At 69.1% G+C, this 12,584-nt stretch carries 12 protein-coding genes; all 12 read right to left on the reverse strand.

Annotated elements, in window-relative coordinates; all coding sequences use genetic code 11:
• Positions 1-82: 82 nt before the first annotated feature.
• The 12 genes from TSH20_RS28485 to TSH20_RS28540 all read right to left on the reverse strand — a co-directional run bounded on the left by TSH20_RS28485 (position 83) and on the right by TSH20_RS28540 (position 12,480).
• Positions 83-562 (reverse strand): VOC family protein, encoded by a 480-nt coding sequence (locus TSH20_RS28485; protein WP_109156708.1) that lies wholly within the window; start codon positions 560-562, stop codon positions 83-85.
• Positions 563-611: 49 nt separating this feature from the next.
• Complete coding sequence (locus TSH20_RS28490) at positions 612-1,046, reverse strand: CopD family protein (RefSeq protein WP_247871434.1); 435 nt, start codon at positions 1,044-1,046, stop codon at positions 612-614.
• Between the two features lie 43 nt (positions 1,047-1,089).
• The gene (locus TSH20_RS28495; protein WP_109156710.1) at positions 1,090-2,040 is read right to left on the reverse strand and encodes a zinc-dependent alcohol dehydrogenase family protein; all 951 of its coding nucleotides are present in this window, start codon (positions 2,038-2,040) and stop codon (positions 1,090-1,092) included.
• Between the two features lie 320 nt (positions 2,041-2,360).
• Positions 2,361-3,320 carry an isoaspartyl peptidase/L-asparaginase gene (locus TSH20_RS28500; protein ID WP_109156711.1) on the reverse strand — a complete coding sequence of 320 codons (960 nt, stop codon included), beginning with the start codon at positions 3,318-3,320 and terminating at the stop codon, positions 2,361-2,363.
• Positions 3,321-3,331: 11 nt separating this feature from the next.
• Entirely contained in the window at positions 3,332-4,165 is an 834-nt protein-coding gene (locus TSH20_RS28505; protein ID WP_109156712.1) for a M55 family metallopeptidase, read from the reverse strand.
• Positions 4,162-5,241 carry a P1 family peptidase gene (locus tag TSH20_RS28510; protein ID WP_109156713.1) on the reverse strand — a complete coding sequence of 360 codons (1,080 nt, stop codon included), beginning with the start codon at positions 5,239-5,241 and terminating at the stop codon, positions 4,162-4,164. The genes TSH20_RS28505 and TSH20_RS28510 overlap by 4 nt, the downstream gene beginning before the upstream one ends.
• Positions 5,216-6,103 (reverse strand): ABC transporter permease subunit, encoded by an 888-nt coding sequence (locus tag TSH20_RS28515; protein ID WP_109156714.1) that lies wholly within the window; start codon positions 6,101-6,103, stop codon positions 5,216-5,218. The genes TSH20_RS28510 and TSH20_RS28515 overlap by 26 nt, the downstream gene beginning before the upstream one ends.
• Positions 6,100-7,020 carry a glutathione ABC transporter permease GsiC gene (gene gsiC, locus TSH20_RS28520; RefSeq protein ID WP_109156715.1) on the reverse strand — a complete coding sequence of 307 codons (921 nt, stop codon included), beginning with the start codon at positions 7,018-7,020 and terminating at the stop codon, positions 6,100-6,102. The genes TSH20_RS28515 and gsiC overlap by 4 nt, the downstream gene beginning before the upstream one ends.
• Before the next feature lie 216 nt (positions 7,021-7,236).
• On the reverse strand, positions 7,237-8,769 hold the full coding sequence (locus TSH20_RS28525; protein WP_109156716.1) for a glutathione ABC transporter substrate-binding protein: 1,533 nt from the start codon (positions 8,767-8,769) through the stop codon (positions 7,237-7,239).
• A gap of 23 nt (positions 8,770-8,792) precedes the next feature.
• Positions 8,793-10,703 (reverse strand): dipeptide ABC transporter ATP-binding protein, encoded by a 1,911-nt coding sequence (locus TSH20_RS28530; RefSeq protein WP_109156717.1) that lies wholly within the window; start codon positions 10,701-10,703, stop codon positions 8,793-8,795.
• On the reverse strand, positions 10,700-11,545 hold the full coding sequence (locus TSH20_RS28535; protein WP_109156718.1) for a D-amino acid aminotransferase: 846 nt from the start codon (positions 11,543-11,545) through the stop codon (positions 10,700-10,702). The genes TSH20_RS28530 and TSH20_RS28535 overlap by 4 nt, the downstream gene beginning before the upstream one ends.
• 41 nt (positions 11,546-11,586) lie before the next feature.
• On the reverse strand, positions 11,587-12,480 hold the full coding sequence (locus TSH20_RS28540) for a MurR/RpiR family transcriptional regulator (protein WP_109156719.1): 894 nt from the start codon (positions 12,478-12,480) through the stop codon (positions 11,587-11,589).
• Positions 12,481-12,584 lie beyond the last annotated feature (104 nt).

Consider the following 12,584-nt stretch of genomic DNA (forward strand, 5'->3'; position numbering starts at 1 on the left):
TCGTAGCGGGTGCGCCGCCAGCTTGAATGGCGGCTTTGGGCTAAGCCGACACACACTTTCGCCGCGCCTCCATGACTCTCCCTCACCCCCGCCGCGCCGCCTCGATCGCCGCCACGTCGATCTTCGTCATCCCCATCATCGCCTCGAACGCCCGCTTGGCCTCCTCGCCACCCGCCGCCAGCGCATCGGTCAGCACGCGGGGCGTGATCTGCCAGGAAATGCCCCAGCGGTCCTTGCACCAGCCGCAGGCGCTCTCCTGGCCGCCGTTGCCGACGATGGCGGTCCAATAGCGGTCGGTCTCTTCCTGGTCGTCGGTGGCGATCTGGAACGAGAAGGCCTCGCTGTGCTTGAAGGCCGGGCCGCCATTCAGGCTGAGGCAGGGGATGCCGGCGACGGTGAACTCGACCGTCAGGACGTCGCCCGCCTTGCCGGACGGGTAGTCGGCGGGGGCGCGGTGGACGGCGTGCACGGCGCTGTCGGGGAAGGTCTCGGCGTAGAAGCGGGCTGCGGACTCGGCGTCCTTGTCGTACCAGAGGCAGATCGTGGTCTTGGCGACGGCCATGGCTTGTCCTTTCGCGCTGGAATCCTCCCGGTTCGACACCATACCGTGTTCAATAGGGCTTCACCACCACCAGTGTGACGATGGCGATGACCCCGACGATCACCGCCAACGGGGAAAAGCGCAGCAACGGGGAAACCGGGCGGACACCAGAAGCCGGTGCCGGTTCGGACAGCCGGCGCAGTCCGGCGGCGAGCTTGCCGTGCAGGGCGGACAGGGCGATGACGATGGCGACCTTCGCCACCAGCCACGGCTCGAAGCCCCAGCCGCCGACCACCACCAGCGTGGGCCCGAGAATCCAGGCGAGCCCCATCGCCGGGGAGGTCACGCGGCGGTCCCAGCGCAAGGCCGCGCGCAGGACGCGGGCCGGTCCCTCCTCGGCGGCGGTCGTGGGGTCCAGGGCGCTGATCAGGATGGCGGCGACGGACATGCCCGCGATCCACACCGTCACCGCGGCGACGTGCAGACCGATCAGCCAGATATACACAACGACTGCCCCCCGAAAGCCCCACGCAAGCCTCGTGCGGGCGTCAGGCGCCCACTTGGAGGATGATCTTACCGCGACCGTGGCCGGAATCGAGCCGTTCATGCGCCTTGCCGACCTGTTCCAGCGGCAGGACGGCATCGACGATCACCCTGGCCTGCCCGCGCTCGAACAGCGGCGCCATCTCGCGCAGGCGGGCGCCCTCGCGGGTCAGGAAGGTGCCGTAGAGGGTCTGGTTCTTCACATAGAGCGCGTCGAGGTCGCCGGTCGGCGGCAGGATGGTGGCGATGCGGCCGAAGGGACGGGTCGCTAGCGTGCTCATCGGCACATTGCCGCCGGCAGTGTCGAAGGAGGCATCCACCCCCGCCCCGCCCGCCTCGCGCAGGATCTGGTCCATCACGTCGGTGTCGCGGTAGTCGAGCGTCACGTCGGCGCCGAGGTCGCGCATCGCCTCGTGGTTGGCCTTGCTGGCGGTGGCGAGCACGCGGGCGCCGGCCGCCTTGGCGAACTGGATGGCGAAGCTGCCGACGCCACCGGCCCCGCCATGGATCAGCACCGTCTCGCCCGGCCGCACCGCCAGACGGCGGACGATGGCCTCCCATGCCGTGCCGCCGGCCAGCGGGATGCCCGCCGCCTCGACATGGCTGAGGCCCGGCGGCTTGTGCGCGACGATGGACGCGGCGGCGACGGTGTATTCGGCATAGCTGCCGTTGGGGTTGCCGAAGATCTCCGGCGTGTAGAACACCTCGTCGCCGGCCCTGAAGCCGGTCACACCAGGGCCGACCTCCTCCACCACGCCCGACACGTCATAGCCGAGCACCGCCGGGAAGGGGATGCCGGCCCAGCTGCCGGCCTGCCGGATCTTGGCGTCCACCGGGTTTGTGCCCGACGCCACCACCCGCACCAGCAGCTCGCCCGGTGCCGCGACCGGGCGCGGCCGATCCTGGAGTTCGAACACGTCGGGACCGCCGAACCGCGAAATCACCATCGCACGCATGCCGTCATCCTCCGTTCCGGGGCGTTGCCGTTCAAGCCGAAGCGTCGCAAGCCGGCTCCCACCTGTCCAGCCGGGGAAACGGGGCAGTGCGGGACGATCACGGTCGAAAATCAGGATACGTGTCTGCCGACTTGGCAAAATCCCCCTCTCCCCCCCGGGGAGAGGGTCGGGGTGAGGGGGATACATAGGGTGGATCGGCGGGAGAGCGGGAGGCGCACGATGCTTGAGGATCCTCGCCACGCGTCCCCCTCACCCTAACCCTCTCCCCGGGGGGGAGAGGGGACTTTCCTTGGGGGAGAGGAGGCCTTCCCGTCGGAGGGTCAGCCGATGCGGAACTCCTCGCGGTGGATCGCCGTCATCGGCAACCCCTCCGGCCCGATGACGCCGCGATACATGCCGGAGCAGTTGAAGGGCAGCGCCACCCGGCCGTCGCGGTCGATGGCGATCAGCCCGCCGGAGCCGCCGATCACGCCCAGCTCGTCCACCACGTCGCCGGCGGCGCGCTCCAGGCTTTGGCCGGCCCAGCGCATGCGGGCGTCGATCTCGTGGGCGGCGCAGCGGCGGATGAAATGCTCGCCGTGGCCGGTGGCGGAGACCGCGCAGGTGATGTTGTCGGCGAAGGTGCCGGCGCCGATCACCGGGCTGTCGCCGACGCGGCCCTTGGCCTTGGCGGTCATGCCGCCGGTCGAGGTCGCGGCGGCGAGGTTGCCGTCGCGGTCGCGGGCGACAGCGCCGACCGTGCCGTGGCGGCGCTGTTCATCCCCGTCGTCGGGCGCACCGGAGCGGCGGCGCTCCAGTTCGGCCTGCAGGGCATCCCAACGCGGTTGGGTGAAGAAATAGGGGGCTTCCTCCATCGCCAGACCCTGGCGGCGGCAGAGATCCAGCGCGCCCTCGCCGATCAGCAGGACATGCTCCGTGTGCTCCATCACCGCGCGGGCGGCCAGGATGGGATTGCGCGGGCCGAACAGGCCGGCCACCGCACCGGCGGCGCGGTCGCGGCCGTCCATGATGGCGGCGTCCATCTCCTGCACACCCTCGGCGGTGAAGACGGCGCCGCGGCCGGCGTTGAACAGCGGCTCGTCCTCCAGCGCCATGACGGCGGCGGTGACGGCGTCGAGCGCGCTGCCGCCGTCGGCCAGCACCTCGTGCCCGGCGGCGAGCGCCCGGCGCAGGCCGGCGTGATAGCCCTCGGTCAGGGCCGGCGTCAGGGCGCTGCGCTTGATGGTGCCGGCGCCGCCATGGATGGCCAGCGCGAAGGGCTGCGGGTGGGAAAGGGTCATGGGTGCGGATCTCAGCGCAGGGTGGCCGACATGGCCGACAGGGTGTTGATCCAGCCCAACGCAGCGGCCATGCTGGCGGCCGGCAGGCGGACGGTGATGGGGTCGAGGCGCTCGGACACCGGGATCAGCGACGCCAGATCGGCCAGCGCCGGGCTGTTCATCTCGATCTCCAACCGATAGGGCGCGCCTTCGTCCTGGGGCGGGACGCGGAAGGGCGGGATGGTCGCGGCCCCGCGCACGGCGCGGGTTGCCGCCGCGCGGATGCGGTCGCGGGCGACGGACGGCGCCACGGAGCGGGCGGCGCGCTGGCCGAGCGCCTGCTTGACCACCACGCGCTCGGACGCCGGGAACAGCGGTTCCATCTCGGCGGCGAAGCGGTCGTCGCCGCTCAGCAGGATCACCGGCACGCCGATCTCGCCGGCATAGGCGCCGTAATTGCCAGCCTCCCCCAACTCCAGCCCATTCACCCGGACTCGACCGAAGGCGAAGCTGTTGGTGGTGTGGGCGAGGATGCCGTATTGGCGCGCCGAGGTGTGGAAGCCGACGCACATCACCCCGGCGCTGTCCGGCTCCAGCCCGGCGAACATGCCGATGGGCTTGGGCCGGCCGAGGATCAGCTCGGCGGCGGGGTGCAGCTCGTCCGGCAGCAGGTTGACCATCGGGCCGTGGCTGTCGTTGACCAGGATTTCGCTCGCCCCGCCAGCCAGCGCGCCTTCAATTGCGGCGTTGACCTCGGCGGTCATCAGGCGGCGGGCGCGCTCGTACTCGGGGTTGCCCTGCGTCACCTGCTGCTGGGAGACGACGCCGGCCACCCCTTCGATGTCGGCGGAGATGTAGATCTTCACGGCGTGCTCCCGGAGGTCAACAGGTCAGACAGGCAGGGCCGGGTGGCGCCGCCGCGGCCCACCACCGGCGTGGCGGCGGCCAGCGCGTCGAGAACGGCCTCCTGCGTCGCGTCGGCCATCGCCTCGAACAGGCTGTCGATGCGGCGTTCGTTCAGCATGCGCAGGCCAACGATGTCGGCCCGCTCGTCATGGTCGATGCGGTTGGCGGTGGTGAAGCCCAGCGCGATGTCGCCGCTGCCATGGCCCCAGAAGGACCCCACCCGCGCCAGTCCGACTCCGGCGCGGCGGATCACCCGGCGCAGCTGGCGGTGGTCGAGCGGAACGTCGGTGGCGGCGATGACGATGACGGAGCCCTTCTCCGGCGCATCGTCCTTCGCCGGTGGAGCGACGCGGCGGCCGTCGGGCAGCCGCAGCTCCCCCGGCCGGCCGAAATTCGCCAGCACCAGGACGCCAAGGTGATGGCGCTTGCCGTCCAGCTTGAGGCGGCGCGAGGAGGTGCCGATGCCGCCCTTGAAGCCGAAGCAGGACATGCCGCGCCCGGCGCCGACCGACCCGACCGCAACCTCCGCCCCGTCCGGCTCGGACAGCGCGGCGGCGAGCGCGGCAGCGGCGTGCGCCTCCGTCACCGCAAGCGCCTGGATGTCGTTCAGTGGGCCGTCGTTGCACTCCATCACCAGCGGATTGACGGTGGCGGTGGTGCGGCCGATGTCGGGATTGGCGGCGATGGCGTGGCGGACCAGCGCGGTGGACGCGGTGCCGACCGACAGGGTGTTGGTCAGCAGGATCGGCGTTTCCAGCGCGCCGAGTTCCTCCACCTGCATCAGCCCGACGCTCTTGCCGAAGCCGTTCAGCACGTCGACCGCCGCGACCGGCTTGTCGCGGTAGAGGTTGCCGGCATGGGGCAGGATGGCGGTGACACCGGTCTGGATGGCGCCCTCATCCAGCGTGACATGGCCGACGCGCACGCCCGGAACGTCGGTGATGGCATTGCGCGGCCCCGGCGTCAGCCGGCCGCAGGCCAGCCCAAAGGCCCGCGCCCTGCCCTTGCGGTCAGCGCAGTTTGGGGTCGAGGGCATCGCGCAGTCCGTCGCCGAGCAGGTTGAAGGCCAGCACCGTAAGAAAAATGGCGAGGCCGGGATAGAAGGTGACGTGGCTGGCGACGCCGATGTAGCTGCGCCCGTCGGCCAGCATGGCGCCCCATTCCGGGCTGGGCGGCTGGGCACCGAGCCCAATGAAGCTCAGGCTCGCCGCCGTCAGGATCGAGGTGCCGATGCGCATGGAGACATAGACGATCACGCTGGGCAACGTGCCCGGCAGGATGTGGCGGACCATCAGCAGCCGGTCGCGCACGCCGATGGCGCGGGCGGCGTCGACATAGACCGCGCGCTTCAGCGACAGCGTGCTGCCGCGCACGAGGCGGGCGAAGACCGGCACGCTGAAGATCGCCACCGCATAGATGACGTTCTCGATACCCGGCCCCAGGATGGCGACGATGCCGATGGCGAGCAGGATGCCGGGGAAGGCCAGCAGCACGTCGCAGATGCGCATGATGAGGCTGTCGATCCAGCCGCCGCGGAAGCCGGCGATCAGCCCAAGCGCGACGCCGGCCGCCCCGCCCAGCAGCACCGACAGCAGCCCGACCGACAGCGAGATGCGCGCCCCCCACAGGATGCGGCTGAAGATGTCGCGGCCATAGGCGTCGGTGCCGGCCCAATGATCGATGGACGGGCCTTCCAGGATGCGGTCGTAATCGAAGGCCGCCGGATCGAACGGCGCGATCCAGGGCGCCGCCGCCGCGGCCAGTGCCAGCGCCAGCAGACAGATGCCGGCCGCCATGGCGGTGCGGTTGCGCCGGAACTTGCGCCAGAACTCGCGCAGCGGCGAACGGACGGCTTCATGAGTTGCGGCGGCCACGCCGGTTGCGTCTGTCGTGGTCATGAGTAGCGAATCTCGGGGTTGGCGAGGGCGTACAGCACGTCGACCAGCAGGTTGATGATGATGAACTCCAACGAGAACAGCAGGATCTCGGCCTGGATGACGGTGTAGTCGCGGTAGTTGACGCTATCCACCAGCAGCCGGCCCAGCCCCGGCCAGGAGAACACCGTCTCCACCACGATCGACCCGCCGAGCAGGAAGCCGAACTGCAGGCCGACCATGGTGATGATCGGGATCAGCGCATTGCGCAACGTGTGCTTCCACACCACCAGCCGGGCCGGCACGCCCTTGGCCCGCGCGGTGCGGACGTAATCCTCGCGCGCGATCTCGATGAAGGCGGAGCGGGTGAAGCGCGCCATCACAGCGGCGACGCCGAGGCCGAGCGTCAGCGACGGCATGACGAAATGCTGCCACGTGCCATAACCGCTGGTCGGCAGCCAGCCGAGCTTGACCGAGAACAGGTCGATCATCAGCAGGCCGAGCCAGAAGGACGGGAAGGCGATGCCCGACACCGCCACCACCATGCCGACATGGTCCTGCCAGCGCCCGCGCTTGGTCGCCGACGCGACGCCGATCAGCAGCCCGGCCAGCGTCGCCCAGATCATCGCGACGACGGTGAGATAGAGGGTCGGCATGAAGCGTTCGCCGATCTCCTGCGACACCGGCCGCTTGGACTTCATCGACCGCCCGAACTCGCCCTGCACCGCATTGCCGAGGAAGCGGCCATACTGCACCCACAGCGGCTTATCGAGGCCGAGATCCTGGCGCACCAGTTCGACGTCCCGCTGCGTCGCATCCGGCCCGGCGACCAGCCGCGCGGGATCGCCCGGCAGCAGATGGACGAAGCCGAAGACGAAGACGGAAATCACCAGCAGAACCGGCAGGATGCCGGCGAGACGGCCGACGAGATATTTCAGCATGGGGCAGAGGTCCTGGTGGAGGCCGAGAAGAAATTCCCTCTCCCCCCTGGGGAGAGGGTTAGGGTGAGGGGGCAGCACGGGCCTTAGCCCGTGCCAGGGGATGGCGAAGGGGCAGTATGCCCCTTCGCGGCGCGCGAGCGCGCCGGCCCCCTCACCCTCCCCACCGCTACGCGGCGGGTCCCCTCCCTCTCCCCGGGGGAGAGAGGGCATTTAAACTCACTGCAGATCGGCCTCTTCCATCTGCAGACCGCCGTCGGCGACGTAGTAGAAGCCGGTCAGCTTCTTCGACTTGCCGGCCAGCAGGTTCTCGACGCCGAGGAAGATCCACGGCGCGTCCTTCCAGATCTGTTCCTGGGCGACGCGATAGGCCTCGGCGCGCTTGGCGGTATCGGCGGTGCCGATGCCGGTCTCGATGGCCGCATCGACCGTGTCGTTCTTATAATATGCGACGTTGAAGAACTTCGGCGGGAAGCCCTTGCCCCACAGCAGCGGACGCAGGCCCCAGTCGGCGTCGCCGGTCGAGGCCGACCAGCCGCCATACTGCATCTGCACCGTGGCATCCTCCGGCTTCTCGACGCCCCAGACGCGGGCGGTCTCGACGCCGGCTTCCAGCGGGGTGACGGTCAGCTTGACACCGATCTGCGACAGCTGCTGCTGGACGAACTGCATGCCGCGGATGAAGTTGGTGCTGTTGCGGCCGAACATCTCGGCCTCGAAGCCGTTCGGATAGCCGGCTTCGGCCAGCAGAGCCTTCGCCTTGGCGAGGTCGTAGGTGTACTGGTTCGGCTGGGTGACATGGAAGCCCAGCTTGGACGGGATCGCCGAATCCAGCGGGCCGGCATAGCCGCGATAGACCACCTTCGCGTAGGCGTTCTTGTCGATGGCGTAGTTCAGCGCCTGACGGACGCGCGGGTCGTTGAACGGCTTCTTCATGGTGTTCATCGCCACATAGCGGGCGATGATCGACGGGGCGTCGATGACCTCCAGCTGGGTGTTGGCTTCCACCATCTTCACCATTTCGGGCGGCAGCGGATAGATGAACTGCGCCTCGTTGGTCTGGAGCATGGCGATGCGGCTGCCGTTCTCCGGCACGCTCTTCAGCGTGACGTGGTCGATCTTCGGCAGACCCTGCTTCCAGTACTTGTCGTTCTTCTCGACCTTCAGCGTGTCCGCTTCCCAGCTGACGAACTTGTAGGGGCCGGTGCCGACCGGATGGCGGCCGATCTCCTTGCCATAGGTCTCCAGCGCCTTCGGGCTGTGGATCATGGCGCCGGGATGGGCGAGGTTGTTGTTCAGCGCGCCGAAGGGCTGCGACAGCTTCAGCGTGACGGTGTAGTCGTCGACCACCACCGTCTCGGCCAGCATCGCCAGCAGGCTCTGGCGCTTCAGCCGGTTGGCCGGGTTGGACAGGCGGTCGAAGTTGGTCTTCACCGCCTGGGCATTGAAGGGCGAACCGTCATGGAAGGTGACGCCCTTGCGCAGGTGGTAGGTGTATTCGGTGGCGGTGTCGTTGACCGTGAAGCTTTCCGCCAGCAGCGGCACCAGCTTCATGTCCTTGTCGAAGCCGAACAGGCCCTGCATCATCGTGCGGCTGGCCGACTGCGACAGGGTGTCGTTGATGTCGGCCGGGTCCAGCGTGGTGATGTTGTCGGGGATGCCGACGACCAAATCCTTGGCGGCGAAGGCCGGACCGGCCAGCGCGGTGCCGGCGAGCAGGCCGGCCAGCAGGGGAAGAGCGAAACGCTTCACGTGAGAACTCCCTGTTTTTTGGTTCAGAAATCGCCGCCAACGGCGTGGCGCGCGACGAAATGGTCGTCGCCGACCGGCACCAGTGGCTGGACCAGCGGCTCGTCGCCGAGGTTGCGGATCGGGCTCGGGATCTCCCCGGTCAGCAGCCGCAGGTCGCGGGTGCGGCGGCTGGGGTCGGCGATCGGCACCGCCGCCATCAGACGGCGGGTGTAGGGATGCTGCGGATTCTCGAACACGGCGCGGCGGGGGCCCAGTTCGACGATCTGGCCGAGATACATCACCGCGACGCGGTGGCTGACCCGCTCCACCACCGCCATGTCGTGGCTGATGAACAGGTAGGACAGGCCGCGCTTGGCCTGCAGTTCCATCAGCAGATTGACGATCTGCGCCTGAATCGACACGTCGAGCGCCGCCACCGCCTCGTCGGCGATGATCAGCTTGGGATCGCAGGCGATGGCGCGGGCGATGCAGATGCGCTGGCGCTGGCCGCCGGAGAATTCGTGCGGATAGCGGCGCGCATGCTCCGGCTTGAGGCCGACCTGGGTCAGCAGCTCCGCCACCCGCTCCTCGATGGCGCGGCGGCGCGACATGCCCGGCTTGGCGGCCGGCGCATAGTCGTGGACCAGCATCGGCTCGGCGACACTGAAGCCGACGGTCATGCGCGGGTTCAGCGAGGCGAAGGGATCCTGGAAGATGTATTGGATCTTTTCCTTCAGCTTCGCCTGACCGTTGGAATCCAGCGTGGCGGTGTCGACGCCGTCGAAACGGATGGTGCCGGAGGTGGCCGATTGCAGCCCCATGATGGTGCGGCCGGTGGTCGACTTGCCGCAGCCGGACTCGCCGACCAGCGCCAGCGTCTCGCCCGGACGGACGGCGAAGCTGACCTTCTCCACCGCATGGACGCGGGCCTTCAGCGAGCCGAAGATGCCCTTGCGCACGTCGAAGCGGGTGGTGAGGTCGCGCACCTCCAAGAGCGGCGCGTCGGCGGCGCGCACGGTGTCCTGCACCGGCGGGGCCGGCGGAGGCGCATCGGCCTTGGCGTCGTCCACCACGAGCAGGGGAAAGCGGATCGGCAGATCCTGGCCGCGCAAGGCGCCCAGCTTCGGCACCGCGGACAGCAGCGCCTTGGTGTAGGGGTGCTGCGGCGCCTGGAAGATGCGCTCGACAGGCCCCTCCTCCACCTTGCGGCCACGCCACATCACGACGACGCGGTCGGCCACCTCCGCCACAACGCCCATGTCGTGGGTGATGAAGATGACGCCCATCCCCATCTCGTCCTGCAACAGGCGGATCAGCCGCAGGATCTGCGCCTGGATGGTGACGTCCAGCGCCGTGGTCGGCTCGTCGGCGATCAGCAGCGACGGGCGGCAGGACAGCGCCATGGCGATCATCACGCGCTGGCGCATGCCGCCGGAGAGCTGGTGCGGGTGGCGGTCGAGCAGCCGGGCCGGTTCGGGAATGCGCACCTTCTCCAGCATGCGCAGGGCTTCCGCCCGCGCCGCCTTGCGGTCGAGACGCTGGTGCAGCATCACCGCCTCGGCAATCTGGTCGCCGATGGTGAAGACCGGGTTCAGCGACGTCATCGGCTCCTGGAAGACCATGGCGATGTCGTTGCCGCGCATGTCGGTCAGCGCCTCGGCCGGCGGGGAGGCCAGATCGCGCTCGCGCCCGTCGCGGCCCTTGAAGCGGATGCGCCCGCCGACGATGCGTCCGCCGGCATAATCGACCAGCCGCATCAGCGACAGCGAGGTCACCGACTTGCCGGAGCCGGACTCGCCGACGATGGCGACCGTCTCGCCCGGCGCCACGGTGAAGCTGACATCGTCGACCACACGCACGGGACCATGCTCGCCGTCGAAGGCGACGCTCAGCCCCTCGACCGACAGCAGGGCCGGCGCGGTGTCGACCGCTTTCACGGCTGCGGCGACACTCATCGGCCGAGCCTTTCGGCGAACAGCGCGAACAGGCGGCGCCAGACCATGCCCGGCGCGCCGCTGCCGACCGGCTTGCCGTTCAGGCTGGTGACCGGAGTGATTTCCTTGGTGGTGCTGGCGATCCAGATTTCGTCGGCGGTCTCAAGCTCCGCCGCCGGGATGTCGCGCTCCTCCAGCCGCAGGCCGGCCTCGGCGGCCAGCCGCAGAATGACGGTGCGGGTGATGCCCTCCAGGATGCGGGTGTCGTTGATCGGGGTGGCGATGACGCCGTCCTTCACCACGAAGATGTTGGTGGCGGCGCCCTCGGTCACCATCCCGTCGCGCAGTTGCAGCGCATCGACCACCCCGGCGTCGGTCGCCGCCTGCTGCGCCAGCACGCTGCCGAGCAGCGCCACCGTCTTCAGGTCGCAACGCCCCCAGCGGATGTCGGGGATGGTGATGGCGGCGACGCCCTGGTCGCGCCACGCCGCGGGCGGACGCTTCAGCGGGCTGGCCATGCCGAAGACCGACGGGGTGACGCCGGCCGGGAAGGCATGGCCGCGGCTGGATGCTGCGCCGCGGGTGACCTGCAGGTAGACCGTCAGGTCGCCGTCGATGCCGGACTCCGCCGCCAGCCGCTCCATGATGCCCAGCCAATCGCCGGCCGACAGGGCGCAGTCGATGCGCAGTTCGGACAGGCCGCGCTGCAGGCGGGCGATGTGCGCCTCCGGCTCGAACAGGCGGCCATTGTAGGCGGCGGTCACCTCATAGAGGCCGTCGGCGAACAGGAAACCGCGGTCCAGCGGCGACACATGGACCTCGTCCAGCGGCAGGTAACGCCCGTTCCAATAGGAGATCGTCATCGCTTTTCGGCTTCTTTGTCGCGTGGAAGGGAAAGCCCGGCTCAATCCGTCGGCTGCTTGCTTTTCGGCACGACGTGCAGGTAGGGCAGGATGCGTTCGGCCATGTCGGCGGCCTGATGGACGCTGTCGGGACCGGAGCGCGACAGCGCGGTGCCCAGCGCCACGATCAGCGCCATCAGCCCCGTTGGGGAGCTGTGGCGCACGCCATGGTCGGCCCCGGCCAGCAGGGTGACGTCGGCCAGCGGCACGATCGGGCTGTCCGGCGCGTCGGTCAGCGCGATGGCCTTCGCCCCGTGCTCCCGGCACATCTGCAGATGCTCGATGGTCCGGCGCGAATAGCGTGGCGAGGTGATCGCGATCACCAGATCGCCGGGCTTCATCGTCATCAGCCGGCGGATGGTGCGCTCGGTGCCCGCGAACTCGATCGCTTCGTGGACATTGTCGACATAGGGCTCCAGCACGTCGGCCAGGAACAGGGCGAGATAGGCGCTGTCGCCCAGGCCCAGAGCCACGACGCGGCCGGCCTCGCGGATCAGGCGGATGGCGGCCTCGCACTGTTCGGGCTGGAGCAGATCCATGGTACGGGTGATGTTGCCGGCGTCGCTGGCCAGCGATTCCCGCATGATCTCGGCATTCGAGGTGTCGCGCTGCACCGCGACGCGCAGCTTCTCCACCGGCGCGAAGGTGGATTCGAAGGCGCGCAGCAGATCCTCGCGGAATTCCGGAAAGCCGTCATAGCCGAGAAAGCGGGCATAGCGGTTGACCGACGCCACCGAGACCTCCGCCGCCGCCGCCAGCTCGCCGATCTTCAGCGTCGCGGTGCGGAAGGGATAGGCCAGCGCCCAGGCCCCGACCTTGGCGAGCGCCGCCGGAAGCTGCTGCTGGCAGTTCTGCATGCGGATCAGCAGCGATCCCGTCTGAATGGGCGACACCATCCCCCGATCCCCTTCGCAGCGTCAGCGCGGCCTCTATGTCGATAGAGTTACAGGATCGGCATATTTCTGTAAATCCATTTTCACATAGTGGCGTATGCGGTGGG

The organism is Azospirillum sp. TSH20 (genome assembly GCF_003115935.1).
Classification (GTDB): domain Bacteria; phylum Pseudomonadota; class Alphaproteobacteria; order Azospirillales; family Azospirillaceae; genus Azospirillum.

What these genes read in the sequence shown, in the direction of transcription:
- TSH20_RS28485 (WP_109156708.1), bottom strand. Translation starts at nt 562, where the DNA reads ATGGCCGTCGCCAAGACCACGATCTGCCTCTGGTACGACAAGGACGCC.
- TSH20_RS28495 (WP_109156710.1), bottom strand. Translation starts at nt 2,040, where the DNA reads ATGCGTGCGATGGTGATTTCGCGGTTCGGCGGTCCCGACGTGTTCGAA.
- TSH20_RS28500 (WP_109156711.1), bottom strand. Translation starts at nt 3,320, where the DNA reads ATGACCCTTTCCCACCCGCAGCCCTTCGCGCTGGCCATCCATGGCGGC.
- TSH20_RS28510 (WP_109156713.1), bottom strand. Translation starts at nt 5,241, where the DNA reads ATGCCCTCGACCCCAAACTGCGCTGACCGCAAGGGCAGGGCGCGGGCC.
- TSH20_RS28515 (WP_109156714.1), bottom strand. Translation starts at nt 6,103, where the DNA reads ATGACCACGACAGACGCAACCGGCGTGGCCGCCGCAACTCATGAAGCC.
- gsiC (WP_109156715.1), bottom strand. Translation starts at nt 7,020, where the DNA reads ATGCTGAAATATCTCGTCGGCCGTCTCGCCGGCATCCTGCCGGTTCTG.
- TSH20_RS28530 (WP_109156717.1), bottom strand. Translation starts at nt 10,703, where the DNA reads ATGAGTGTCGCCGCAGCCGTGAAAGCGGTCGACACCGCGCCGGCCCTG.
- TSH20_RS28535 (WP_109156718.1), bottom strand. Translation starts at nt 11,545, where the DNA reads ATGACGATCTCCTATTGGAACGGGCGTTACCTGCCGCTGGACGAGGTC.
- TSH20_RS28540 (WP_109156719.1), bottom strand. Translation starts at nt 12,480, where the DNA reads ATGGTGTCGCCCATTCAGACGGGATCGCTGCTGATCCGCATGCAGAAC.